The 23,091-nt window shown below is 61.8% G+C and carries 22 protein-coding genes and 1 pseudogene; 10 read left to right on the forward strand and 13 right to left on the reverse strand.

Annotated features, from left to right (window positions below; translation table 11 throughout):
* Positions 1-56 precede the first annotated feature (56 nt).
* From B2Y33_RS19165 to B2Y33_RS19190, 6 genes are all read left to right on the forward strand, one after another.
* Positions 57-1,250 carry an ABC transporter substrate-binding protein gene (locus B2Y33_RS19165; RefSeq protein ID WP_027914773.1) on the forward strand — a complete coding sequence of 398 codons (1,194 nt, stop codon included), beginning with the start codon at positions 57-59 and terminating at the stop codon, positions 1,248-1,250.
* A 29-nt stretch (positions 1,251-1,279) separates the two neighbouring features.
* Positions 1,280-2,269: a YVTN family beta-propeller repeat protein gene (locus B2Y33_RS19170; protein ID WP_241194877.1), complete on the forward strand. Its 990-nt coding sequence runs from the start codon at positions 1,280-1,282 to the stop codon at positions 2,267-2,269.
* On the forward strand, positions 2,266-3,006 hold the full coding sequence (locus B2Y33_RS19175; RefSeq protein WP_206405264.1) for an ABC transporter ATP-binding protein: 741 nt from the start codon (positions 2,266-2,268) through the stop codon (positions 3,004-3,006). Before B2Y33_RS19170 ends, B2Y33_RS19175 begins: the two co-directional genes overlap by 4 nt.
* Entirely contained in the window at positions 3,006-3,797 is a 792-nt protein-coding gene (locus B2Y33_RS19180; protein ID WP_027914770.1) for an ABC transporter permease, read from the forward strand. The genes B2Y33_RS19175 and B2Y33_RS19180 overlap by 1 nt, the downstream gene beginning before the upstream one ends.
* A 133-nt stretch (positions 3,798-3,930) precedes the next feature.
* On the forward strand, positions 3,931-4,491 hold the full coding sequence (locus B2Y33_RS19185; protein ID WP_027914769.1) for a PQQ-dependent catabolism-associated CXXCW motif protein: 561 nt from the start codon (positions 3,931-3,933) through the stop codon (positions 4,489-4,491).
* 56 nt (positions 4,492-4,547) lie between these two features.
* Positions 4,548-5,210, forward strand: a complete 663-nt coding sequence (locus tag B2Y33_RS19190; RefSeq protein ID WP_027914768.1) for a response regulator transcription factor — start codon at positions 4,548-4,550, stop codon at positions 5,208-5,210.
* On the opposite strand, the gene nahK is transcribed toward B2Y33_RS19190, so the two are convergent.
* The 11 genes and pseudogenes from nahK to pstS form a co-directional block, all read right to left on the reverse strand.
* Positions 5,199-7,853 carry a hybrid sensor histidine kinase/response regulator NahK/ErcS' gene (gene nahK / locus B2Y33_RS19195; RefSeq protein ID WP_288633282.1) on the reverse strand — a complete coding sequence of 885 codons (2,655 nt, stop codon included), beginning with the start codon at positions 7,851-7,853 and terminating at the stop codon, positions 5,199-5,201. The two genes, B2Y33_RS19190 and nahK, sit on opposite strands and share 12 nt — an antisense overlap.
* Positions 7,783-8,946: a nitric oxide-sensing protein NosP gene (gene nosP, locus B2Y33_RS19200; protein WP_028687015.1), complete on the reverse strand. Its 1,164-nt coding sequence runs from the start codon at positions 8,944-8,946 to the stop codon at positions 7,783-7,785. The genes nahK and nosP overlap by 71 nt, the downstream gene beginning before the upstream one ends.
* 259 nt (positions 8,947-9,205) lie before the next feature.
* Positions 9,206-9,634, reverse strand: coding sequence for a helix-turn-helix domain-containing protein (locus B2Y33_RS19205; protein WP_111475342.1), 429 nt, complete (start codon positions 9,632-9,634; stop codon positions 9,206-9,208).
* Positions 9,631-10,404: pseudogene (locus tag B2Y33_RS19210) on the reverse strand (HipA domain-containing protein); the annotation flags it as partial. The pseudogene B2Y33_RS19210 and the gene B2Y33_RS19205, both read right to left, overlap by 4 nt.
* 267 nt (positions 10,405-10,671) lie before the next feature.
* The gene (locus B2Y33_RS19215) at positions 10,672-11,862 is read right to left on the reverse strand and encodes a porin (RefSeq protein ID WP_027914764.1); all 1,191 of its coding nucleotides are present in this window, start codon (positions 11,860-11,862) and stop codon (positions 10,672-10,674) included.
* Between the two features lie 260 nt (positions 11,863-12,122).
* On the reverse strand, positions 12,123-12,722 hold the full coding sequence (locus B2Y33_RS19220; protein WP_042139284.1) for a hypothetical protein: 600 nt from the start codon (positions 12,720-12,722) through the stop codon (positions 12,123-12,125).
* Entirely contained in the window at positions 12,719-13,411 is a 693-nt protein-coding gene (locus B2Y33_RS19225) for a hypothetical protein (protein WP_027914763.1), read from the reverse strand. The genes B2Y33_RS19220 and B2Y33_RS19225 overlap by 4 nt, the downstream gene beginning before the upstream one ends.
* An 88-nt stretch (positions 13,412-13,499) precedes the next feature.
* Positions 13,500-14,261 (reverse strand): phosphate ABC transporter ATP-binding protein PstB, encoded by a 762-nt coding sequence (pstB, locus tag B2Y33_RS19230; RefSeq protein WP_042139286.1) that lies wholly within the window; start codon positions 14,259-14,261, stop codon positions 13,500-13,502.
* Positions 14,262-14,334: 73 nt separating this feature from the next.
* Positions 14,335-15,228: a phosphate ABC transporter permease PstA gene (gene pstA / locus B2Y33_RS19235; RefSeq protein WP_027914761.1), complete on the reverse strand. Its 894-nt coding sequence runs from the start codon at positions 15,226-15,228 to the stop codon at positions 14,335-14,337.
* Positions 15,228-16,193: a phosphate ABC transporter permease subunit PstC gene (gene pstC / locus B2Y33_RS19240; RefSeq protein WP_028687012.1), complete on the reverse strand. Its 966-nt coding sequence runs from the start codon at positions 16,191-16,193 to the stop codon at positions 15,228-15,230. The genes pstA and pstC overlap by 1 nt, the downstream gene beginning before the upstream one ends.
* Before the next feature lie 65 nt (positions 16,194-16,258).
* On the reverse strand, positions 16,259-17,290 hold the full coding sequence (gene pstS / locus B2Y33_RS19245) for a phosphate ABC transporter substrate-binding protein PstS (protein WP_027914759.1): 1,032 nt from the start codon (positions 17,288-17,290) through the stop codon (positions 16,259-16,261).
* A gap of 237 nt (positions 17,291-17,527) precedes the next feature.
* Between pstS and B2Y33_RS19250 the strand changes: the two genes are divergently transcribed.
* Positions 17,528-18,223, forward strand: coding sequence for a type 1 glutamine amidotransferase domain-containing protein (locus B2Y33_RS19250; protein ID WP_027914758.1), 696 nt, complete (start codon positions 17,528-17,530; stop codon positions 18,221-18,223).
* 161 nt (positions 18,224-18,384) lie between these two features.
* The gene (locus B2Y33_RS19255; protein ID WP_027914757.1) at positions 18,385-18,792 is read left to right on the forward strand and encodes a response regulator; all 408 of its coding nucleotides are present in this window, start codon (positions 18,385-18,387) and stop codon (positions 18,790-18,792) included.
* Between the two features lie 78 nt (positions 18,793-18,870).
* On the opposite strand, the gene B2Y33_RS19260 is transcribed toward B2Y33_RS19255, so the two are convergent.
* Both B2Y33_RS19260 and B2Y33_RS19265 read right to left on the reverse strand, forming a co-directional pair.
* Positions 18,871-19,110: a hypothetical protein gene (locus B2Y33_RS19260; protein WP_206405266.1), complete on the reverse strand. Its 240-nt coding sequence runs from the start codon at positions 19,108-19,110 to the stop codon at positions 18,871-18,873.
* Between the two features lie 85 nt (positions 19,111-19,195).
* Complete coding sequence (locus B2Y33_RS19265) at positions 19,196-20,794, reverse strand: histidine kinase famiy protein (protein WP_206405267.1); 1,599 nt, start codon at positions 20,792-20,794, stop codon at positions 19,196-19,198.
* Positions 20,795-21,021: 227 nt separating this feature from the next.
* Between B2Y33_RS19265 and B2Y33_RS19270 the strand changes: the two genes are divergently transcribed.
* On the forward strand, positions 21,022-21,831 hold the full coding sequence (locus B2Y33_RS19270) for an alpha/beta fold hydrolase (protein ID WP_027914754.1): 810 nt from the start codon (positions 21,022-21,024) through the stop codon (positions 21,829-21,831).
* A complete protein-coding gene (locus B2Y33_RS19275; RefSeq protein ID WP_110606778.1) occupies positions 21,828-23,000 on the forward strand; it encodes a PAS domain-containing sensor histidine kinase in 1,173 nt (390 codons plus the stop codon). Before B2Y33_RS19270 ends, B2Y33_RS19275 begins: the two co-directional genes overlap by 4 nt.
* The last annotated feature ends 91 nt before the right edge of the window (positions 23,001-23,091 follow it).

Below are 23,091 nucleotides of genomic sequence, written 5' to 3' on the forward strand. Positions count from 1 at the left end.
TATTCCCCGGCCCCGGCAGGCTTTCTATGCTGGCGCCATCTGCCGTGGAGTGCGATATGCGCCAGCCTGCCCACCTTGTCCTGACTTGCCTGCTGACCTTGCTTGCGCCGACGGCCTGGGCTCAGAACGAAAGGGCCGACACACAGGCCGTGAGCCCCTTGCAGATCCGTATCGGCTACCTGAGCTATCGCCCTGACAGCGGCCCGCTGTTGTCCACTATCTGGCCTGAACCGAACGATGCCGGCCTGCAAGGGGCACAGTTAGCCGTTGCCGACAGCAATACCACCGGGCGGTTTCTCAAGCAGCAGTTCGCGCTGGTCAGCGCACGTGCCGACTCCGCCGAGCAACTGCTGCATGCCGCCCAGGCCCAGCATGGGGATGGCGTGCGGTTGTTCGTCATCAACGCGCCGGTCGCCAGCCTGCGGGCCTTGTCTGCGGCCCTGCCTGACAGCCTGCTGTTCAATGCCGGCAGCCCGGATGACGCCATACGCAGCGTGCAGTGCCTGGGCAATGTGCTGCACGCCCTGCCTGGGCGGGCGATGCTGGCCGATGCGCTGGTGCAGTTTCTGGTGCTGCGCAAATGGCAGCGCGGGTTGCTGATCGTCGGGCAGACCCCGGACGATGAAGCCTACGCCGCCGCGCTGCGCCGCGCGGCCAAGCGCTTTGGCCTGCAACTGGTGGCCGAGAAGCGCTGGACGTTCGACAACGACCAGCGCCGCAGCGCCCAGGCCGACATGCCGCTGTTCACTCAGGCGCGCGAATACGACGTGGTGCTGGTGGCTGATGAACGGGGCGACTTCGGCGAATACGTGCCCTACCAGACCTGGTTGCCACGCCCGGTCGCCGGCACTCAGGGCCTGACGCCCACCGGCTGGCACAAGACCGTAGAAACGTTTGGCGCCGCGCAATTGCAAAAACGCTTCGAAGCGCAGGCCGGCCGTTGGATGAACGACCGCGATTTCGCAGCGTGGATGGCCGTGCGCAGCATCGCCACGGCCGTCAGCAAGCTGCGCGAGGCCAAGCCCAGGGCCTTGCAGCAACTGCTTGTGAGCGAACAACTGCCACTCGACGGTTTCAAGGGGCGCAAGCTCAGCTACAGGCCCTGGAATGGCGAGCTGCGCCAACCCATCCCCCTGGTGCAGCCCAGAGCCCTGGTCAGCACCTCACCGCAGGAAGGCTTCCTGCACCCTTCCAACGAGATGGACAGCCTGGGATTCGACAAGGCCGATGTGACCTGCACTTACCCCTGACACGCCCACACAATAACAAGGAACCTGTCATGCGCCGCCGCCCCTCATCAAGCTGCCTGCTGTGCGCCCGTCTTCTGCCGGTCGTACTGGCCCTGGCCGGCGAGCCTGCTCTGGCCGCCACCGCCTGGGTGTCCAACGAGAAGGACAACACCCTGAGCCTGATCGACCTGCAGACCTTGACGGTGACCGACACCCTGCCCGTCGGCCAACGCCCGCGCGGCCTGCTGCTGTCGCACGACAACAAGCTGCTGTACATCTGCGCCAGCGATTCGGATCGGGTGCAGGTGATGGACGTGGCCAGCCGCACCCTCGTCAAGGAACTCCCGTCAGGCAAAGACCCCGAGCAATTCGCCCTGCATCCCAACGACCGTTGGTTGTACGTGTCAAACGAAGACGATGCCCTGGTCACGGTCATCGACACCGTTAGCGACACGGTGCTGGCCCAGGTGGATGTGGGCATCGAACCTGAGGGCATGGCCGTGAGCCCGGATGGCAGATGGGCGGTCAACACCAGCGAAACCACCAACATGCTGCACTGGATCGACACACAGACCCAGACCTTGGCCGACAGCACCCCGGTGGACCAGCGCCCCCGTTTCGTGGAATTCAGCCAGGATGGCAAGCACCTGTGGGCGTCGGCAGAAATCGGCGGCACGGTCACCATCCTGGACGTGGCTTCGCGTAAGGTGCTCAAGACCCTGAACTTCGCCATCAAGGGCGTGCACCCTGACAAAGTCCAGCCAGTGGGCATCAAGCTCAGCGCCGATGGCAAGTACGCGTTCGTGGCACTGGGCCCGGCCAATCATGTGGCGGTGGTCGATGCCAGGACGTTCGAAGTGCTGGACTACCTGCTGGTGGGGCGTCGCGTCTGGCAGCTGGCCTTCACCCCTGACCAGCAGCAACTGCTGGCCACCAATGGCGTGAGCGGCGACGTGTCGGTGATCGACGTGGCCAGCCTCAAGGTGCTCAAATCGATCAAGGTCGGCCGCTATCCATGGGGTGTGGTGGTCACGCCATGAACGCGCTGCACATTGAGGGGGTCAGTTTCGCCTATGGTCAGCGCGCGGCACTCAGGGACGTGACCTTCAGCCTGACGCCCGGCCACTTCACCGCCTTGCTGGGGCCCAACGGCGCCGGCAAGTCGACCTTGATTGCCTTGATGACCTGCCTGTATGACGTGCAGCACGGCGATATCCAGGTCTTGGGTTATTCGCTGCGCCGTCAGCCTCGGGCAGCGCTAGGGCAGCTGGGCGTCGTGTTTCAGCAGAGCACGCTGGACCTGGACCTTAGCGTGGAACAGAACCTGCGCTATCACGCAGCGCTGCATGGGATGCCCCGGCGGGAGGCCCAGCGCCGCGTGGACGCCGAACTGGCCCGCCAAGGGCTGGGAGAGCGGCGCCGTGACCCTGTGCGCGAACTCAATGTTGGGCACAGGCGCCGCGTCGAAATCGCCCGGGCACTGCTGCACGGGCCCCGCCTGTTGCTACTCGACGAAGCCAGCGTTGGCCTGGATCCGCCCGGCCGGCAAGCACTCAACCAGCACGTGCGTAGCTTGTGCCACAGCGATCGGCGCTTAAGCGTGCTGTGGACCACTCACCTGCTCGATGAAGTGCAGGCGACCGATGACCTGGTCATCCTGCACCAGGGTCGGGTGGTGGCAAATGGGCCTGCCGAGGCCATGATGCAGCCCCACGGCGGCGATCTGGGCCGTACGTTCGCCTATCACACGTGTAACACGGCTGGAGCGCCCGCCTGATGAACGCCTACTGGTACTGCTTTAGCGGCATCCTCATGCGTGAAGCCCTGCGGTTCGTGCGCCAACGCACGCGTCTGATCAGCGCACTGGTGCGCCCCTTGTTGTGGCTGGTGGTGTTCGCTGCCGGGTTTCGTGCTGCACTGGGCATCGCCATCATCGAGCCATACGACAGCTACATTCCCTACGAGGTCTACATCGTGCCGGGCCTGGCCTGCATGATCCTGCTGTTCAATGGCATGCAAGGTTCGCTATCGATGGTCTACGACCGGGAGATGGGCAGCATGCGGGTGCTGCTGACCAGCCCGCTGCCCAGGGCCTTTCTGTTGTGCAGCAAGCTTTTGGCGACGTCGCTTATCTCTGTGCTACAGGTGTACATCTTCATCGCCATCGCCTGGCTTTACGGCATTCAGCCCCCGGTCGGCGGCCTGGGGCTGGCCCTGCCCGCGGTACTGCTCGTGGGGTTCATGCTCAGCGCACTGGGGCTGTTGCTGTCCAATGCCATCCGCCAACTGGAGAATTTTGCCGGGGTGATGAATTTCGTGATCTTCCCCTTGTTCTTTCTGTCGTCGGCGCTCTATCCGCTTTGGAAAATGCAGGAGGCCAGCCAGTGGCTTTACTGGCTGTGTGCGGTCAACCCGTTCACCCACGCCGTCGAGCTGGTGCGCTTTGCGCTCTACGAGCGGCTGAGCCTGCTGGCGCTGGCGGTATGCCTGACGCTGAGCATGCTGTTCACGCTGCTGGCTATCGTCACCTTCAACCCGCAGCACGCCGCCCTGCGCAAACCACGGTGAGGTGCCCCGGTGGACCCTGCGCTGCAGGGGAGGCTCGCCTCTACTACTTTGGTACTGCCCAGGGTGTCTATGGTCGCATTCACAAAGCCGTGGCACTGGCATGTAATGCGCCTATAACAAGAAGGAACAGACCATGCCACGTGCCCTCCAAAGGCTGCCCCTGTGCTTGCTGGCCGCCGCCTCGCTGAGCCTTCTGCTGGGCCATGCCCAGGCCGCCGCCCCACCGACGTTCACGCCAGATGGCTACCGCGCCACGCTGTACCGCAGCCCGACCCCGCCGCAGGTCGAAGGTGGCAAGGTGATAGACACTGCCGCGCTGCAATCGATGATGCGGGGGCATCCGGCCCCTGTCCTGATCGACGTCTACCGCCGCCAGTGGCTGCATGAACGCTTCATCGAAGACGAGCCCCACGCCAACCTGCCTGGCAGCCTGTGGCTGCCCAACACCGGCGACGGCGTGCTCAGCCCTGCCTGGCAAGGTTACTTCGAGCATCACCTGCGTCAGGCCACAGGGGGGCAGCCTCATTACCCTGTCGTCTTCTATTGTCGGTCCGATTGCTGGTTGAGCTGGAACGCGGTAAAACGCGCAGCACACCTGGGCTACACCAACCTCTACTGGTACCGCGACGGGCTAGACGCCTGGCAGCAGGCCGACCTGCCCGTGCAGACGGCCCAGCCAGCAGCGTTTCCCTGACAGCTTGCTTGCCCCTGCGCGCTTAATTATTCAAACAAGAACAAGGTGAAAAGGCCATGTACAAAATCTTGATTGCCGACGATCACCCGCTGTTTCGCGAAGCGATCCACAACGTCATCAGTGACGGGTTTCAGGGCAGTGAAATCATGGAAACCGCCGACCTGGACAGTGCGCTGACGCTGACCCAGGACCATGACGACCTCGACCTGATCCTGCTCGACCTGAACATGCCGGGCATGCATGGCCTGAACGGGCTGATCACCTTGCGCAACGAGGCACCTACCACCCCGGTGGTGATCGTCTCGGCCGAGCAGGAGAAGCAGGTGGTGCTGCAAGCCATCACCTACGGTGCGGTGGGCTTCATCACCAAGTCCTCGCCGCGCGCGCAGATGATCGAGGCGATCGAGCAGATCCTCAACGGCAACGTGTACCTGCCGCCGGATATCATCCGCGCGCAGAAAAGCAGCAGCCGCCGCCTGAGCGATGCCCCAAGCTTCCCGCCGGAAATGCTCCAGGCCCTGACGCGCAAGCAGTTGCTGGTGCTCGAACGCATGACCAAGGGCGAATCGAACAAACAGATCGCTTATGCCTTGGACATCGCCGAAACCACCGTCAAGGCCCACGTCTCGGCCATCCTGCGCAAGCTGAACGTGCACAACCGGGTGCAGGCCATCCTCAGCGCCGGCGACATCGACTTCGCTGACTATCTACGGCGCTGACCCCCAAGGGGCCCGGGAGGCCAGCAAGTGGCTCATGGCGGTCTTGAGTTTCATGGGCCGTACGGGCTTGTGCATCAGCGTATGGCCTCGCTCACGGATCTGTTGCTTGAGTTCATTGCTGTAGTTGGCGGTGATCATCAGCGCAGGCAGCGGCCGGGCACGGCGGGCATTGATACGTGCCACGGCGTCGACGCCAGTGCAGTCGTCATCGAGGTGATAGTCGGCAATCAGCAGGTCGGCATCGGCGTGGTAGTTCTCCACCTGACGGACCAGGTCCTGCTCCGACAGTGCCGTGATCACGCAACAGCCCCAGCCTTCGAGCAGTGTGCGCATGCCGGCACAGATGGCAGCGTCGTTGTCCAGCACCCACACCCGGGCCCCACGCAGGCACTCGAGCATCGGCTGGCATACGGCATGCTCGGGCCGTGCAATCGGGACGGCGGTGCTCAGCGGCACTTCCACGGCGAATACCGACCCCTTGCCGGGCCAGGAGCGCACGGCAATACGGTGGCCGAGGATGCCGGCAATCTTCTCGACGATGGCAAGCCCCAGGCCCAGGCCGCGATCCTGATCCGGCCGCTGCACGGCGCCACGCCTGAATTCCTGGAACATTTCCTCCAGATGCTCCTCGGCAATGCCGATACCGGTGTCCCACACCTCGATGCGCACGCAACCTGCCTGGCGGCGACAGCCTAGCGCCACGCGCCCGCTGGGGGTATAGCGGATGGCGTTGCTGAGCAAGTTGCGCAGGATCCGCGCCAGCAGCTGAATATCGCTGCGCACCACGACCGAGCAGCTTACGAAGTGCAGGGCCAGCCCCTCGCTGCGGGCGACGTGGGCATACTCTGCCGCCAGGTTGTCCATCAGTTCCGCCAGGGCGAAGGGTGCCACGTCGGCTGTGATGACGCCGGCATCGAGCTTGGAGATGTCCACCAGCGTTCCCAGCAGGTTCTCGACGTCTTCCAGGGAGTTGCTGACATTACGCACCAGCTGTGCACTGGCCAGCGGATCGCGGCGCTCGAGCAAGGCGCTGGTGAACAAGCGCGCCGCGTTCAGTGGCTGCAGAAGGTCATGGCTGACCGCGGCAAGGAACTTGGTCTTGGACAGGTTGGCCTGGTCAGCCTCGTGCTTGGCCTCGCGCAAACGCGCCTCGGCACGTCGCCGTTCTTCGATCTCCCGTAACAACTGTTCGTTGAGGCTGGTCAACTCGGCCGTACGCTCACGGACCCGCAGCTCCAGGTGCTGATAAGCCTGGTGCAGCGCCTGGGCGGTGTTGCGCCGTTCGGTGATGTCACGGATCAACACGAAGATACCGACCACCTCGCCAGAGGCCAGCCGATTGGGCACATAGGAGCGCAGCATGTGGCGCTCCTGGCCGTTGATGTTGGTTTCCGGAAATTCGAACGTGACGCTCTCCCCTGCCAGCGCCCGCGCCACATAGGCTTCAAGGCGCTGATAATGCTGCTCGCTATGGGCCTGGCGCAGGCTCTGGCCCAGCATCAGCCCACTGGGCCAGCAATACCATTGCTCATAGACCTTGTTGGTGAACTCATACACCAGGTCGGCATTGAGGTAGGCGATCAGTGCCGGCACATGGTCAGTGATCAGCCGGATCCAGCGCTCGCTTTCGCTGAGGGCCTCGGCATGCAGGTAGCGTTCGGTGATATCGGTAAACGTGTTGACGAATCCGCCAGTGGGCAGTGGATGCGTGCGGATCTCCAGCATGCGCCCGTCGAACAGGCGTTGCTCGCACTCGTGCACGATACGCCCGTTGTCGTCGCGGCTTTCGGGCGTGAGCAAACGCAGCTCGCTGTCGGCAATCACGTCGGCGAAGGGACGGTGCGCAGCGACCGGGGCCAGCCCGCTCAGCTCCAGGAACCGGCGGTTCCACAACTCCAGGAGACCGTCCGCGTTGACCATGGCCACGCCTTGGGACAGGTTGTCCACCGCCCGCTGCAACAGGTGCGATTTCTGCGCCACCGCCTGTTCCCTGCGCAGGGTTTCGCTGAGTTTGACCTCGGTGATGTCGGTGAACAGGATCACCCGGCCACCCTCGCAGGTGGGGCGCTCGTTGACCTGCAGCCAACGGCCATTGTGCTGTCGGTACAACAGATGTTCGTCGGCAGGGCCGCGCGGATCCTCGCTGAACAGGCCGCTGCTGGTCATCAGCCTGCGCACGTCGACCAGGCGCATGCCGGGAATGATGCGCACGCGGCGGTTCTCCCAGAAAGCCTTGAAGCGGCTGTTGCACAGCACCATGCGCAGGTTTCGGTCGAACAGGATGAACGCGTCGGAAATGCTTTCGATGGCATCGATCAGGTGCTGGTGCGCGGTTTCAGCGCGCAGACGTGCTTCGCTGAGCAGTTGGTTGCCCGCCTTGAGTTCGGCCATGGCCTGGTTCAACGCATCAGTGCGCTCGCGCACCTGCTCGGCCAGCACCACCGAATGCTGGAACGCCGCATAGGGATCGCTGCCGCGCGTGACACCCGACTCGATGCGCTCGATCAGCGCGGCGTTGATCCGTTGCAGCTTGCGGTTTTCATAGCGAAGCTGCGCCAGTTCGGCCTGCACGTCATTGCCCGGGGCGGGTTCGGTTGCGGGCAATGGCAACCCCGGTGAAGGTCTGGTTGATGTGCATGCCATTGAACTGTTCTCCATAGGTGTTGAAGCCCATCACCCGCTGCTCGCGCAGAAAATCACCCACCGCCGCCAGGCCTTGCTGGGTCTCCAGCTCCAAGCGCCGCAAAAAACAGTCGCAGCCGATGGTGAGCATCAGCGGACCCAGGCGTTGCTGCAGGCCATCGAACAGCTGCTGCAGGTTCGGCAGCAACGGGCCGGGTGTCATGGGCGTGAGCACAATGCCGTTCTCTACCGCACAGTAGAAGCTCAGGCTCAGATCGGCATGCACCTGCTGGATGGCCCGCACGTAGTACCGGTTGTGCATGCGCACGGCCAGCGGGTGGGCGGCAAACAGCCTGTGGTCCAGGGCGCTGACGGGCACCCCGATATGGCGTGCATATTCTTCGGCCGCAGGCTCGGCATTGAGCTCATACACCCGTCGCTGGGCGCTGTCGGCGCCGGTGACCACCAGTTTTTCCTGCCGTGGCTCAAGGTGGTGGGTGGTGAACACTTCGAAGTCCAGCCAGGTATTGACCAGCACCACCACGGCAGCACCGTGGTGAAACGCCCCGCCATAGAAGACGTGGGTCCGGGTCAGGTAGTTGTCGTCCCCGGCCGAGCCGCCAAAATGCGGGATATCGCCCAACGCTGCGCTCAGGGCCGCCAGCACCGTCTCTTCACGGCTGGACAAGCCATCGAGCAAGGTCAAGGCGAAGCTGTGCCCTTTGATCTGGGCCAAGGCGTTGCCGCGACAGCTGCCGACCAACCGCTCGACCATCTGCTGGGCGTCGATCAGGCTGAAACGTTCCATTTCGTCGATCAGTTCGGTGGCGATGGAAAAATGCCGGTGATCAAAACCCACGGCCGTCACGCAACTGCGCCCATAGCCCAGCGGCGTGATCTCTCCCGCGCTGGTGCACCCGACCAGCGGGATGCCGCCAAAGCCTTGTTCAAGGGCCTGGCCCAAGGCCTGCAGGTCGTACTCGGCGGTGCAGAAGAACAGCACGAAGCCCAAGTGCGGATGCAGCAGTTGCCGCGCCAGTTCCTGAGCCGCCACGCGTGCATCGCTGGCCTGGGACATGGCGCTGACCACGCCCTCGTTATGTGCCTGCTGCATCGGGGTCTCCGGCAAGGTCTGGCTGAGCGGTGAGTGTACGAAGCATGGGCCAGGGTTCGAATGCTACTTGCGTAGCGGGTGCACGCGTCGATGGGCGTAGTGGTGAGCTACTGACGCACGCTATTGCTGGAGGAGGCGAATGCCCTGGGTGGCCCAGAACGTCCGATAGCAGCACTGCCCGAGCCTCCATGCACTGGCGAAACGATCCCCGCACCATCGCAAGATCATCCAGGCGGTCGTCAGAGCGCCTCTCGCACGCTCAGCTACCGCCCTTTGACTGTCCGTCGTCGCGTGACGGCAATTTGGGCGTTTCCTGCTTGGATCCTCCCCGTTTTGCCTTAGCTGCCGCAGGGCTTCTTCCTCGTTTCGGTTCAGCCTGTGCGGGTGTATCGGTCAACGACACCGGGTTAATTCCCCCCCGGGGATTGAGCACAATACCCATCCGCAGCCCAAAAAGACGCAGCACAGCCTCCAGGGTGCCGAGTTTGGGGTTGGATTTCCCACTTTCGAGTTCATACAAGCTTTTCGTGGACATCTTGCACATCGTTGCAAAGGTCTCTTGATCCAGACCGGTGACTTCGAGCCGCAAGCGGCGGATGGATGCTCCGATCGAATCAAGCCCCAAGGCGTTGCGCTGGGCGATCTCCTCCACAAGCTGAGCACGCTGTTCGGGCTGTAATTTTTTCATCTCAACCCCCACTGTGCGAGTCGCTTGTCCAGGTCATTGACCGGCAAAGAGGCTGCATTGCGTACCGACTCGGGGACACCCGTCAGCAGATCGGGCAACGCCCTGAAGCCATCAGCCGCATTCATCAACCGTTGCAGCAGCACATCGGGATCGGTGTAACCGGCCAGTTCAGCGCAATTGTCCCTCCAGTTGGAGGAACCCTTGCGCTCGGCCACCCACTTCGTCGTCCGTGTGACGCCCTCTTCGTCAAGGATCATTGGCGCAAGGTCATAGATCGGGGCCAAACGAAACTTTCCATTTTCACGGATGATGGAGATGTTTCGTCCGTGGTTATCGGTATTGCCCAGAATGCGATTGAGCAGATCGCGCCGTACGTACTCGAACACCAAGTCCTCTATCTCATCCTGCTGGCCGTTGTGGGTCCACAGCTCCACCAATCGGTGAACGACTTCAGCATGGGCCATCACCTGCCCATAACCGGTAATGCCGCAGATTGAATACACCGACTCCAGTGGCACCCGCTCCACTACGCCATTCACGACTCGGCGATCAAAGCGCGGCATCCACAGGCTGGGCTTGACTGCCTCCTCGAGCATCAAGCCCTCAGTGGGAACCGTATCAAGTCCCAGGGCCGCCACCGCGTTGTAGTAATGGAACTCGGTGCGCAGGATATCGTTATCGCGCTCACTCCCTTTATTGCGCGCGAACTTGATCAGCCAGTGTTGACGCGCTTGGTTATCGGCAAGCATTGCATCAGCGTATAGCGCACCGTCGCGTACGGGTCAATAACCGGTAAAAAAATGCTGACTAACTGCATGGTTCTAAAAAAACCGGCACTAAACTGCTGGCTTTATTAGCTTGCCGGAGGAATTTGATGCTGTCCTGACGACTGGGAAACGTCCGGCAGGCAAGTGAGCGTCACATCGTTGTGCGTGCAAGCATCATTCGGCGGCGGCGCTGCCCCGCTGTCAGGGGCCTGACCTGAAGGTTTCGAATACCGCGCAAGCCCCGTTGAACACGGGGCCTGCGCCACATCGCTACCACGTCAGCACCGCACCCACGGCAAACGTATCGGTGTCTTCGTTCTGCTCGCGAGTCTCATGGCCCTCAATGGAAAACTGGTTGTACTCGGCCACCAGCTTGAGGTTGTCGTTGATGTCATGGAACAGCGCCACCCCGCGGGTTTGATAATCGGCACCACTGCCTACCGCGCCGTTGCCGTCGTCCTTGGTCTTGCCGTAGGAAAGCGCAACTCGGTTCTTGCCGACCTTGTAAGAGGCTTGCAGCAGGTAGCCGTCGCTGTCCACGTTGCGCAACACCGGTTCGCCGGCATTGTTGGTGAAGAACGGGTTGATGCCCTTGGCCTGGAAGCCGGACCCGGTCAGGGACAGCCCGCCCAGCTTGGCCTGCACGCCATAGCCAAGCCCTTTTGAGGTGACAGACCGCACCGCGTCGTCAGTGTTGTCGGAGGTCTGGTAGCTGCCGTTCAGCCAGCTGTAGATGTGTGCGCCTGCCAGGTCGAACTGGTACGTGATCTCGGACTCGGTGCGGGGGTTCTTCTGGTAGGCCTTGCCCGTGGGGCTGCTGTCATTGGTGTCGACCGGGTCCATGATCCCCACGGCGATACGCAGGCCCTCCATGACCGGGGTACGATAGGTGATTTGCGAAGTCGGGAACGGATACGGGTAGCCGCTGCCGATGTTGCCGAACGACACTCCACCGCCATCGACAAGGCCCAGCGTGTCACTGACCTGGCCGTAACCGGCGAGCAGCTCGTCGAGCAGGATGTTCGAGCGGGCGAACAGCCCGAAATCCTTGCCGATGAGCACCTCGCCCCATTCAGGGTTGGCCACAGTACCGTAGAACTGCCGGACATCGATGGCCGTGTCGGTACCCGTGCTTTCGCTGTCGTTGATGGTGACCCAGAACGAGGCACGGGCACCGAGCTTCAGGTCATTGACCTGCTTGCCCATGTTGAACCCCAGGTAATTGGGCAGAAAGCCCATCTTCACCCGAGACTGGCGGCGGTCGAACTGCTCACCTTCACGGTCGACCTTGCTGTTGACGTAGAACGCGTTGATATAGCCGTCGGTGGAAAAGGTGGTCTGGTTCTGGTCGTACAGCATGATCTCGGCTTGCGCCAGGGAACTCAGGCTGACAGCCGCAAGGCTGGCGATGGCAACTGCCAGGTAACGAGGCCGCAGAGACTTGTTTTTATTGTTGTGCATGGCGCGCTCCAAACGGGGGACAGAGGGTCGGAGGCGATTATCGAAAGGTGGGTAGCGGTCAGAAACGCTGCTTTGGCGCAGCATCGAGCCTGCTTGCGAAGGGCGTGCAAGGCCCGGTGGTTTGGGACCACTACGGGCTAGGCCGGGTCATGCGACCTAGGGCTTACGCATCAATGATGGACACCGAAGATCGGCACGAAAGTGGCCGAGCGTATGAACGGGACAGCTGACCAGACAGGGCCTGCCTGGCCTCTGGCGGGTCAGGAAGCGAGCATCGATCCCCGCTGCGCACGTGCTGTGGTAAAGCGATGAGGTTGCTGCCAGGCCAGCGTGGCCTGAACATCGGTAGCCGCCTGCTTGACCTTCTGCGTCCATTGGTCGTCTTTGGGGCAGACCACTACCACGCGAAAACCATGCTCGAGCCCCTCGAGCCGTACACCTTCGGAGTCGTCCACATGCAGGTCGATGTCAAACGCCGAGGGCAGCTTGGAGGGCGAGTTGACCAGCCCCCGCTGGCCCAGCATGTGCTGGTGGCGGTCGCTGTTGACCACGCCATCGACGCGGATACCGTACAGCAGCAACCATCGGCGGATGTAGGCCGGCGTGCGTCCGGACGATGTGTAGATCCACACGCTGCAACCCTGGCGGCGCAGGTCGCTGATCAATTCGCGGGTACCGCTGCGCAGTGGCTCGCCCAACCAGCGGTGGACGAAGCTCGGCAGCCGGTCCGGCTCGGCTTCGGCGTGCTCGGGCAGGCAGGCCAAGGTATCGTCGATATCGAACGAGATGCGCACTCGCGCTTGACGTACAGTGCTTTCGAGCACCGCTCGGCAGCGCTGCCAGGCTAATCCGCGACTCATCGAAGGCTCCTCTCGCGCAGGGGGGTTGGCAGGAAAAACGTCTCGGGCGCCGGGGCATGGGCTTCCAGGAAGGCGGCGTACTTTTTCTTGATCTTGGGCAGCTCGTACAGCGCCTTGACGCCATGCTTGGCCGAGTTGCGGATGACTGACGAGGGATTGAAGTAGCCTTCGGCGTTCTCGAGCGACAGTACGAATGGCGGCAAGCCTGCGCGCATCAGCAGATAACTGACGATCAGCGAGCCGGTACGGTTGTTGCCTTCGATGAACAGCTGCGGCTTGCTGAGGATGCGCACGTACACGCCAGCTGCGCGCTTCCATATCGAATCGCTGCCATAACCGCAGTACCAGTTGTACAAGTCCTTGATGCCGCCTTCGACGTTGTTGAAAAAATGGGTTTCGGTAGCCGCCAGGTGCGCAGCGAACTCCTGGCGGCGGGCGGCGTCGGTGCCACAGAGCACCGTGGCGTTGATTTCCAGCATCAGGTTCACCTGCTGCAGGTGAAACAGGTCGATACCGCGCGCCACGTAGTGATCGACCAACGCGTAGCCCTCCAGCACGTTGCACAGCACCTCGTCGGTGAACGGGTCGCGAGGTTCGGTGAAGTGGCGGCTGAGCTCGGCGAAATGCGCCTGCACTTGGCGCAGGGCGTGCTCGACGGCGTTGAGATCCAGGCGGGGCGTCGCTGGCATCGGTTATCCCTGATTGCGGTATTGGGGTAAAGACAACCGCGGGCCTTGGCCGTCCTGGCACTGGCGCGCGGGCGTTCTCAAGCGAGGCTCAGCTGAACTTGCCACTGATGTAGTCGGCAGTCAGCTGTTCACGAGGGTCCTGGAATATCTGGGTGGTGGGCCCCATCTCTACCAGGTAGCCCGTGCGCGTGCCTTGGGAAATGTCGACCGAAAAGAACGCCGTGGTGTCAGCCACGCGAATGGCCTGCTGCATGTTGTGGGTCACCAGCGCAATGGTGTAGTCCTTTTTCAACTCCACCATCAGCTCCTCCACCCGCCGGGTCGCAATCGGGTCCAGCGCCGAACAGGGTTCATCGAGCAACAGCACCTCGGGTTCGGTGGCGATGGCCCGGGCAATACACAAGCGCTGTTGCTGGCCACCGGACAGGGACAGGCCACTGACCTTGAGCTTGTCTTTCACTTCATCCCACAACGCAGCGCCTTGCAAGGCATGCTTGACCCGGTCACCGATATCGCCCTTGTAGCGGTTCAGCCGAAGACCGAAGGCCACGTTGTCGAAAATGCTCATCGAGAACGGGTTGGGCTGCTGGAACACCATGCCGATGTAGCGGCGCACCACGACTGGATCGACCCCCTTGCCGTAGACGTCCTGCCCCAGAAAGTGCACATGCCCTTCGAAGCGAAAGCCCTTGACCAGGTCGTTCATGCGGTTGAGGCTGCGCAGCACGGTGCTTTTGCCACAACCGGACGGGCCGATGAAACCGGTGATCTCGTTCTTGCGGATCGGCACGTGGCTGTCGCGCACGGCCATGAAGTTGCCGTAGAAGATCTTGTCCAGCTTGCAATCCATGACGATGGGGGTTTCGCTGGCCAGGGGAGCGACTCTTTGGGCGGTGGATACGTTCACGTCGAATGCTCCCTTATCAGTACTTGGGCTTGCCGAATACACGGCTCAGGATGTTGATGACCAGCACGATCATTACCAGAACCAGCGACGCCGCCCAGGCGAGCTCCAACTGGTTGTCGAACGGCATGCCGGAGAAGTTGTAGATCAGCACCGCCAGCGAAGCGGTGGGGTTCATCACCGCCAGGCTGCCATCGTGGTAGATCCAGTAGTTGCTGAACAACGCGGTGAACAGCAGCGGCGCCGTTTCACCCGCCGCCCGGGCCACGGCCAGCATGACGCCGGTCAGGATGGCGGGCAGGCCGGTGGGCAGCACGATCTTCCAGATCACCTGGGCCTGGGTGCAGCCCATCCCGTAGGCGGCGTCCTTCATGATCTTGGGCACCATCTTCATGGCTTCCTCGGCGGTCAGGACCACGATTGGTAGCATCAAAACGGCCAGCGCCACGCCGCCCGCCGGCGCCGAGTAGGTCCCAGTGGTCATCACCACCAGCGCATAGGCAAACACGCCAGCCAGGATGGACGGCAAGCCGGTCAGCATCCTGGCGGCGAAGCGTGCGGCGTTGGCCAGCTTGCTGTCAGGCCCGAGCTCGGCCAAAAACACGGCCGCCAGGATGCCCACCGGCACAGCAATGGCTGCTGCAATGCCGACCATGACCAGGGTACCGACCATGGCGTTGCCGAAGCCGCCGCCCATTTCGAAGCCGGTTGGCGGCAGCTCGGTGAACACTTCCAGGTTCAGCCGTGCGCCACCACGGGTGATGAGCATGTACAGCACCGAAATCAGCGGCACGCTGGCCACCAGGGCGGCGAGCCAGGCCAGTGTGGTCAGCAGTACGCTGCGCAGCGCCCGGCCCTCGAGCTTGCGCTGCAGGCTTGGCAGCGCGGCCACTGGTGTAGAGAGATCGGTCATCAGCGGTTACCTCGTTGCGCGTAGAGCATGATCATCGAGCCCAGCACGTTCACCAGCAGCGTGATGAACATCAGCACCAGGGCGGCGTACATCAGCACTTCCACCTCGTTTGGTCCGGCTTCGGGGAAGTTCAGGGCCAGCAACGCTGCCAGGGTATTGGCCGGCGCGAACAGTGACACAGAGAGGGTGTTGGCGTTGCCCACCAGCATGGCCAGTGCCATGGTCTCGCCCAGGGCGCGGCCCAGGCCCAGCACCAGCGAGCCAAAGATGCCGGTCGCAGCCGAGGGCACCATGACTTTGAGAATCGCCTCCCAGTGCGTCGTGCCCATGCCATAGGCGGCTTGCTTGGTTTTCATCGGCACACTGGTCAACGCGTCCTGGGAGACCGCGGCGATGGTCGGCAGAATCATGATCGCCAGCACCAAGGCTGCAGGCAGCAATCCCGGCCCGCTCAGGGACGTGCCGAAGAACGGGATCCAGCCCAGCTCGCTGTTGAGCCAGGTGGTCAGTGGCCGTATGGCCGGAATCACCACATAGATGCCCCACAGCCCGTACACCACGCTGGGGATGGCGGCCAGCAGCTCGACGATGGTGCGAAACACCGCCGCGAGTCTGGCCGGCAGAAAATCCTGGGTCAGGAAGATGGCCATGCTGACGCCGAAGAAACCGGCGATCAGCAAGGCGATGAATGCGCTGTACAGCGTGCCCCAGATGGCAGGAAGAATGCCGTACTGGCCTTGGTTGACGTCCCAGACACTGCCCAGCAGCACGTCGAAGCCATGCTTCTCGATGCCGGGCAAAGCCTTGCGGCCTACCTCGTAAACCAGTGCGAAGACCAGTGCCAGGACCAGCACAACCCCAATGCGGGCCAGCGCACGGAAGGTGCGGTCCACCAGCACGTCCCTGGCAGACGGCGGCCGGCAGGCGGAGTCGGGGTTATCCGGTAGGTCGAAGGGTGTGTTCATTGGCAGGTTCCGGGACAGGGTGCTGACACCCCCGGCGTATCAGGCGCACGCCGGGGACGCCGGTATCACTTGATGTTGGCGGAGGCTTTGCGCACTTGCTCGACCACCGAAGGCGGCAGCGGGATGTAGCCCATCGAGTCGGCGATCTTCTGCCCTTCGGTCAGGCTGTACTCGACCATGTCGCGCATGGCCTTGGCCTTGGCGGGGTTGCCATTGTCCTTGCGGAAGATCATCCAGGTGTAGGAGGTAATGGGATAGGACTTGGCGCCGTCCGGATCAGGCAGCCAGGCCACCAGGTTTTCCGGCATGTTCACGGCGGCCAGGGCCTCGGCGCCACTTTCGGCATTGGGCACCACGTACTGCCCGGCCTTGTTTTGCAGTTGGGCGAAGTCCACCTTGGCCAACTTGGCAAAACCGTACTCAATGTAGCCAATGGCGCCTGGGGTCTGGCGTACGGTGGCGGTTACACCATCGTTTTTAGGTGACTTGATGAACTTGTCGGTAGCCGGCCAGTTGACCGTGTTGCCCTCACCCAGCTTTTGCTTGAAGTCGGCATTGATAGCCGAGAGGTGCTTGGTGAACACCGCTGTCGTGCCACTGGAGTCGGCACGCACCACGACGGTGATGGGGGTATCGGGCAGCTTGAGCTCCGGGTTGGCGGCCGCGATCTGCGGGTCGTTCCAGCGGGTGATGTTGCCAAGGAAAATATTGGAGTACACCTCGCGCGGCAGCTTGAGCCCTTTCGGGTTACCAGGCAGGTTGTAGGCCAGCACAATCTCGCCGGCGGTCATGGGCAGCAGTTGTACGCCCTCGCCCACCTTGGCCATGTCAGCTTCGCTCATGGCCGAGTCGCTGGCGGCAAAGTCCACGGTCCTGTTCAGAAAATCCTGCACCCCGGCGCCGCTGCCCTTGGACTGGTAGTCGACGGTCACGCCGTCGGACTTCTTGCTGAAGTCCTTGAACCAGGTCAGGTAGATGGGTGCGGGGAAGCTGGCCCCGGAACCGGTCAGGCGAATGTTTTCTGCGGCGATCGAAGCCGATGTGGCGCAAAGGGAGACCGCGACGGCGAGTGCAGCAGACTTCATCAGGCGTATCATTGAAAGCGCTCCGTGTGATGGCCGGCACACTTTGCATCAGCTGTGTTACAGCTTTGTGACCACCGCGTGGCACCGCGCTCCTCTCCACGCCACGCCCTGCCCTGCCCTGCGCCCCATTGAGCTGCGGCATTTTTTCAATGCCTTACGCTCACGTCCATGGAACACTCACCGTTTACCGCACTCCCACCCTTATCAGGGCAGCGGCCCTGCACAACCTGAGCTGGAGGACAAACCTGCATGAAGAAGATCCTGATGGTGTTGACGTCCCACGACCAACTGGGTGACACCGGCAAGAAAACCGGGTTCTGGCTGGAAGAGTTCGCGGCACCTTATTACGCATTCGTGGATGCCGGCGCCGACGTCACGCTCGCTTCGCCCAAGGGCGGGCAGCCGCCGCTGGACCCGAAAAGTGACGAAGACGATGCACATACCGAGGCCACTCAACGCTTCGCCAAAGACACCGAGGGCCAGGCTGCCCTGGCCGATACCGTCCCCCTTGGCGAAGTCGACCCTTATGATTTCGACGCCGTTTTTTATCCAGGCGGCCACGGCCCACTGTGGGATCTGGCCGAAAGCCAGGACTCGATCGTTCTGCTGCAGGCCTTTTATGCCGCCAACAAGCCCATCGCAGCGGTATGCCATGCACCGGGCGTGTTGAAAAACGTCAAGGCGCCTGACGGTCACCCTGTCGTCAAGGGCAAAAAAGTCACGGGCTTCACCAACAGTGAAGAGCAAGCCGTGGGTCTGACCGACGTCGTCCCGTTTCTGGTGGAGGACATGCTGCGGGGCCATGGCGCACACTATGCCAAGGCCGAAGACTGGGCGAGCCATGTGGTCGAGGATGGGCATCTGATAACAGGTCAGAACCCGGCATCCTCAGCAGCAACTGCCAAGGCATTGCTTAAACGGTTAGCCCAGGAACCCGGCGCCTGAGCATTGGTTTGTGCATCGCAAAGCAGCAAACGCTACGCAAAGGAATTTTTTGCTACAGCCCGAGGTCACAACGGTAGCGCACAGCTATCGCTTGCACCTCTGGCTGCAAGTCTACATCGGATGTTCCCTTTATTCAGCGTGCGCAGAGCCAGAGTATTGCCATGAAAACGTGCGAATTCCCAAGCTGTCCGACCGTTCTGCTGGTTGAGGACGAACCTATCATCCGTGAGCTGATCGCCATTGCCCTTGAGGACCTGGGCGCAGCGGTAACCAGCGTGGAAACAGCACAGGAAGGCCTGGAAATAACCTCGCGTTCGGCATTTTCGATGCTCCTCACCGATGTCCGCACCCCTGGTGCGGTGAACGGACTGGAGCTGGCCTACCAGGTGGGCCAGTCGCAGCCTGACACTCGCATCGTGGTCATGAGTGGTTATCACGACCCGTCAAGCTGTGCCCTCCCCTCTGGCGCTATATTCCTGCCCAAGCCCTGGACCCTGGATCATTTCATCGGCGTGATCAGTGATCAGCTCGCGCGTTCAGCTTCGCTTCGCGCTCAGCCTGCGGCTTGATCCAGGTTCAGCCAGTTCGGATCGACCGCATGCTGCCGATCCTTGGAAGTGAGTCTGCATCGATGCGGCCGAGCCGTTTCAGCGGGCGCCTTCCAGTGCCTGCTGCAACGACCGGTCAGCCAGTTGTCGAAGGTCCCGCCACTGCTGCCTAGCGATCACCCCGAGCCGCTTCATCTCGTCCGCCTGACGCAGCAGTTGCTGGTGGGAGGCACGGGGGCAGGCGCAGCGTGCCACGTGATCATCGAAGGTAGAAAACCAACGGTTGATTGCCTCCAAGTACATCAGGTCAGTAGAAGGCTGCTCAATGAATGCCGTCATGCCGGTCTCCCTGGTGCTCGCTTTTTCAATCGAACCCAAGGAGTGACCGATGGTTCACTCCGGTTGGTAATCGAGCGAGCCGGCCTCACACGATACCCGTATGACCATCCAGTACCTGTCGCACGCGCCGTGCCAGATCATGGGGCTGGCAGGGCTTGGAGATCACATCGAATTCAGAGCCACCGATGTCGGTGCGTTCGATCGAGTTCTCCGCGTAGCCGGTGGTGAGCAGCACCTTGATCTGCGGCTGCAGGCGACGCACCTCGCGCGCCAGCATCACCCCATTCATGCCGCCAGGCATGATCAGGTCGGTGAACAACAAGTCATAGCGCTCACCCGCTTCGATAAGCTTCAGCGCTTCGCGTGCGTTGAGCACCATGTCGGCGTCGTAGCCATAGTTTTCCAGCACCATCTTGGCCAGCTCCGCAACGTCTGGACGGTCTTCGACGATAAGAATCCTCTCGGTACCGGAACTGCGCTCGACCAGCTTCACGGGCTTTTCCTGAATCGGGCTGGCTTCGTCCACCGGGAAATACAAGCGCAGCGTGGTCCCCTCAGCCTCTTCGGTATAGATCCTGGCAGCGCCGCCGGACTGACGCGCGAAGCCATACACCATGGACAGACCCAGCCCCGAGCCCTTGCCCTCCTCCTTGGTCGTGAAGAAAGGGTCCATGACGCGATCACGAATGCTCGCAGGCATGCCGATGCCGTTGTCGGTAATGGAAATGCTCACGTAACTGCCCGGCAATAGGCCGTCGAAGGACAGATTGATGTCGCTTACGTGCACGTTTCGCGTTTCGATGAATACGTGGGGGCGCTTGCGACCGATCAGAGCGTCGCGAGCGTTCATGAAGATGTTCAGCAGTGCCACTTCGGCCTGGGTCGGGTCGATGCGACAGTTGCGCAAGTGCTCTTCCAAGTCGTATTCGACCGTCACCTGGGCGCCGAAGGTGCGCTCGATGATAGGGCTCACGTCATCGAGCAGATGATTGAGGTTGAGCACGCGGCCGTGCAGTTTCTGCTTGCGGGCAAAGGCCAGCAACTGCTTGGTGAGGGTACTGGCACGATCGACCGCCGTTTGCGCATGCCCGACGCTTCGGCGAATGCGGCTCAGGTCCGGCTGCGCCTTGTCGGTCTCGCTGGCCACCAGCCCCATGTAACCGCCCATCACTTGCAGCAAGTTGTTGAAGTCGTGAGCAATGCCGCCCGTCAACTGACCCAGAGCTTCCATCTTCTGCGCCTGACGCAATGCATCCTCGGCATCGCGCCGACGGCTGACGTCCAACTGCGAGGCGAAGAAGTAGATCAGGTCGCCACGCTCGTTGAAAATCGGCGAGATGAACAGCGCATTCCAGAAACTGGAGCCGTCCTTGCGGTAATTGAGCACTTCGGTGGCGATATCCACGCGCTTCTCGATCGCCTCACGGATAGCGTCGACCACCGACCGCTCAGTCTCGGGGCCCTGCAGGAAGCGGCAATTTCGCCCCATGATCTCACCGGATTCATAACCGGTCATTTCCAGAAACGCGCGGTTGGCAAAGATGATAGGATTGTCGTCGCGGCTGGGATCGGTCACGATCATGGGCATGCGCGTCGTTTGCACGGCAGCGAAGAACATGTCGTGCGGCAGGTTGGATATGTCTCCGGTCGCCTGATTGCTGACGCGGGCCTTCTTTTCCGTCACGTGACTCTCCTGGTTGGGCAATGGTGCAACTCGTCACTTCTTGACAACGCCAAGCGGTAAATTGCTCCGCCAATAGCGGCTGCTTACGAAACTATTGTTCGATGGCCAATGTCGATTCGTCATCTCCGGCCTACGCTTGCTTGTAAGCGGTAGATTCAACAGCCAACGTTGCCCAAGCCATGCCCCACCCACCCTGCCACGGATGCTGCACACCCTCTTGGAAAGCCATGACCTTATCTACGCGTAACCACGTGCGCATCACCGGTGCTGGCCCTGTCACGTTGATCTTTTCCCACGGTTTTGGCTGCGATCAATCGATGTGGAAGTACCTGTTGCCGCATTTTCAAGCGCGCTTTCGCATCGTGACCTACGACTTGGTTGGTGCTGGGCAATCGGACTTATCGGCGTACGATCGCGTCCGGTACGACTCCTTGGCGGGTTATGCAGCGGATCTGAACGAGATAATCACAGAATACGGCCAAGGCGCCGTGATTCTGGTCGGTCATTCGGTCAGCGCCATGATTGGTGCACTGGCGGATCGACAGCAACCTGGTCGCATTGCAGCTCATGTGATGGTCGGCCCATCGCCATGCTATATCGACGACGGCGACTACATCGGCGGTTTCAAGCAGGAGGATATCCACGAACTGCTCGAAACACTGGACAGCAACTACCTGGGCTGGTCGAGTACCATGGCGCCGGTGATCATGGGCGCGCCGGGCCAGCCTATGCTGAGCGAGGAGCTGACCAACAGTTTCTGCCGCACCGATCCAGACATCGCTCGGCAGTTCGCGCGTGTCACGTTCCTGTCTGACAACCGGCTGGATGTGCAGGGCCTGCCTACGCCCGTGTTGATTCTTCAGTCCATCGACGATCTTATCGCGCCAGTTTCCGTGGGCCAGTACCTCCATGCCGTGCTGCCCAACAGCACGCTGTGCCTGATCGACAACATCGGCCATTGCCCGCACATGAGTGCCCCTACAGCCTGCTCCCAGGCCATGGACGCCTTCCTGCAACCCTGGGCACCAGGGCCATGACCGGCGCGGGTGAGATACCGGCTGTCGACGCGTTGTTCGAAGGGGCACCCTGCGGCCTGGTGGTCACCACCGAGACGGGCGTGATCGTGAGGGCAAACCAGACCTTCTGCAAGTGGTTGGGCTACGCGCCCGAGGACCTGACGCAGTGCAGGTTTCAGGAGCTGTTGACCATGGGCGGACGAATTTTCCACCAGACCCATTGGGCGCCGCTGATGAGAATGCAGGGTTCGGTCGCCGAGGTTAAGCTCGAAGTACGGCACCGCACCGGTCACGTCATCACCATGTTGCTCAATGGCGTGCGCCGTCAATATGCCCACGGCGTGTTCCACGAGCTGGCGCTGTTCGGCACCATCGAGCGGGATCGCTACGAGCGTGAATTGCTCACCGCCCGGCGCCGCGCCGAGCAATTGCTGGCGCAGACCACTGAGGCCGAGGCTGCGTTGCAGCAGGCCAAGGCCGAGCTGGCCGACGCCTACCAGAGCGCCCAGCGACGCGCAGCCTTTGCCGAACAGATGGTCGCCATCGCCAGTCATGACCTGAAAAACCCGCTGACTGCGATCAAGATGGCGACGCAGTTGCTCGAACGCGGTGAGCACAGGGACAAGGAACGGCGTCTGCTGGGCAGTATCAGCCATTCTTCGGAGCGCGCCAGGCGCATGATCGCTGATCTGCTCGACTTTGCCTCGGTCAGGATTGGCCAAGGCATCACCATCTGCCGTCAACCGATAGACCTGTGCTCGACGGTCGATCAAAGCGTCAACGAATTGAGAGTCGCCTTCGCCCAGGCGCGCATTCGTCACCTATGCAAAGGCAAGGGTCAACGTGCGCTGGACCCAGACCGCGTGCAACAAATGATTGGCAATCTGGTGGCCAACAGTGTGGCCTATGGTGACCTCACCCATCCCGTCACCGTTACCACTGATCTTCATGAGCATGGCGCCGTCATCAGCGTGCACAACCATGGCCCCTGCATTCCTGATACCTTGCTTACATCCTTGTTTGCACCTATGACTCGGGGCACGGACCGTGCCGACTCGGTGCGCTCTGTCGGGTTAGGGCTGTTCATCGTCAGCGAAATCACTTTGGCCCATGGCGGCGATGTCACCGTCGCTTCGGATGCGGCGCTCGGTACCACTTTCACGATACGCCTACCGTTACTGGCAGACTGAGCACGACGGCACGGGTATGCGCGTGTCCGCATGCCCGCCGAGCTTTTGACCTGAACTTTTGTTTGTCCTGTGGTTTCCCCTGCATAACACA

Origin of the sequence: Pseudomonas sp. UBA5666 (assembly GCF_002420785.1) — a bacterium.
Classification (GTDB): Bacteria; Pseudomonadota; Gammaproteobacteria; order Pseudomonadales; family Pseudomonadaceae; genus Aquipseudomonas; species Aquipseudomonas fulva.

Bases quoted from the DNA above. Each gene is read 5' to 3' on its own strand.
- B2Y33_RS19165 (WP_027914773.1), top strand. From the start codon at position 57: ATGCGCCAGCCTGCCCACCTTGTCCTGACTTGCCTGCTGACCTTGCTT.
- B2Y33_RS19170 (WP_241194877.1), top strand. From the start codon at position 1,280: ATGCGCCGCCGCCCCTCATCAAGCTGCCTGCTGTGCGCCCGTCTTCTG.
- B2Y33_RS19175 (WP_206405264.1), top strand. From the start codon at position 2,266: ATGAACGCGCTGCACATTGAGGGGGTCAGTTTCGCCTATGGTCAGCGC.
- B2Y33_RS19180 (WP_027914770.1), top strand. From the start codon at position 3,006: ATGAACGCCTACTGGTACTGCTTTAGCGGCATCCTCATGCGTGAAGCC.
- B2Y33_RS19185 (WP_027914769.1), top strand. From the start codon at position 3,931: ATGCCACGTGCCCTCCAAAGGCTGCCCCTGTGCTTGCTGGCCGCCGCC.
- B2Y33_RS19190 (WP_027914768.1), top strand. From the start codon at position 4,548: ATGTACAAAATCTTGATTGCCGACGATCACCCGCTGTTTCGCGAAGCG.
- nahK (WP_288633282.1), bottom strand. From the start codon at position 7,853: ATGGCATGCACATCAACCAGACCTTCACCGGGGTTGCCATTGCCCGCA.
- nosP (WP_028687015.1), bottom strand. From the start codon at position 8,946: ATGCAGCAGGCACATAACGAGGGCGTGGTCAGCGCCATGTCCCAGGCC.
- B2Y33_RS19205 (WP_111475342.1), bottom strand. From the start codon at position 9,634: ATGAAAAAATTACAGCCCGAACAGCGTGCTCAGCTTGTGGAGGAGATC.
- B2Y33_RS19215 (WP_027914764.1), bottom strand. From the start codon at position 11,862: ATGCACAACAATAAAAACAAGTCTCTGCGGCCTCGTTACCTGGCAGTT.
- B2Y33_RS19220 (WP_042139284.1), bottom strand. From the start codon at position 12,722: ATGAGTCGCGGATTAGCCTGGCAGCGCTGCCGAGCGGTGCTCGAAAGC.
- B2Y33_RS19225 (WP_027914763.1), bottom strand. From the start codon at position 13,411: ATGCCAGCGACGCCCCGCCTGGATCTCAACGCCGTCGAGCACGCCCTG.
- pstB (WP_042139286.1), bottom strand. From the start codon at position 14,261: ATGGATTGCAAGCTGGACAAGATCTTCTACGGCAACTTCATGGCCGTG.
- pstA (WP_027914761.1), bottom strand. From the start codon at position 15,228: ATGACCGATCTCTCTACACCAGTGGCCGCGCTGCCAAGCCTGCAGCGC.
- pstC (WP_028687012.1), bottom strand. From the start codon at position 16,193: ATGAACACACCCTTCGACCTACCGGATAACCCCGACTCCGCCTGCCGG.
- pstS (WP_027914759.1), bottom strand. From the start codon at position 17,290: ATGATACGCCTGATGAAGTCTGCTGCACTCGCCGTCGCGGTCTCCCTT.
- B2Y33_RS19250 (WP_027914758.1), top strand. From the start codon at position 17,528: ATGAAGAAGATCCTGATGGTGTTGACGTCCCACGACCAACTGGGTGAC.
- B2Y33_RS19255 (WP_027914757.1), top strand. From the start codon at position 18,385: ATGAAAACGTGCGAATTCCCAAGCTGTCCGACCGTTCTGCTGGTTGAG.
- B2Y33_RS19260 (WP_206405266.1), bottom strand. From the start codon at position 19,110: ATGACGGCATTCATTGAGCAGCCTTCTACTGACCTGATGTACTTGGAG.
- B2Y33_RS19270 (WP_027914754.1), top strand. From the start codon at position 21,022: ATGACCTTATCTACGCGTAACCACGTGCGCATCACCGGTGCTGGCCCT.
- B2Y33_RS19275 (WP_110606778.1), top strand. From the start codon at position 21,828: ATGACCGGCGCGGGTGAGATACCGGCTGTCGACGCGTTGTTCGAAGGG.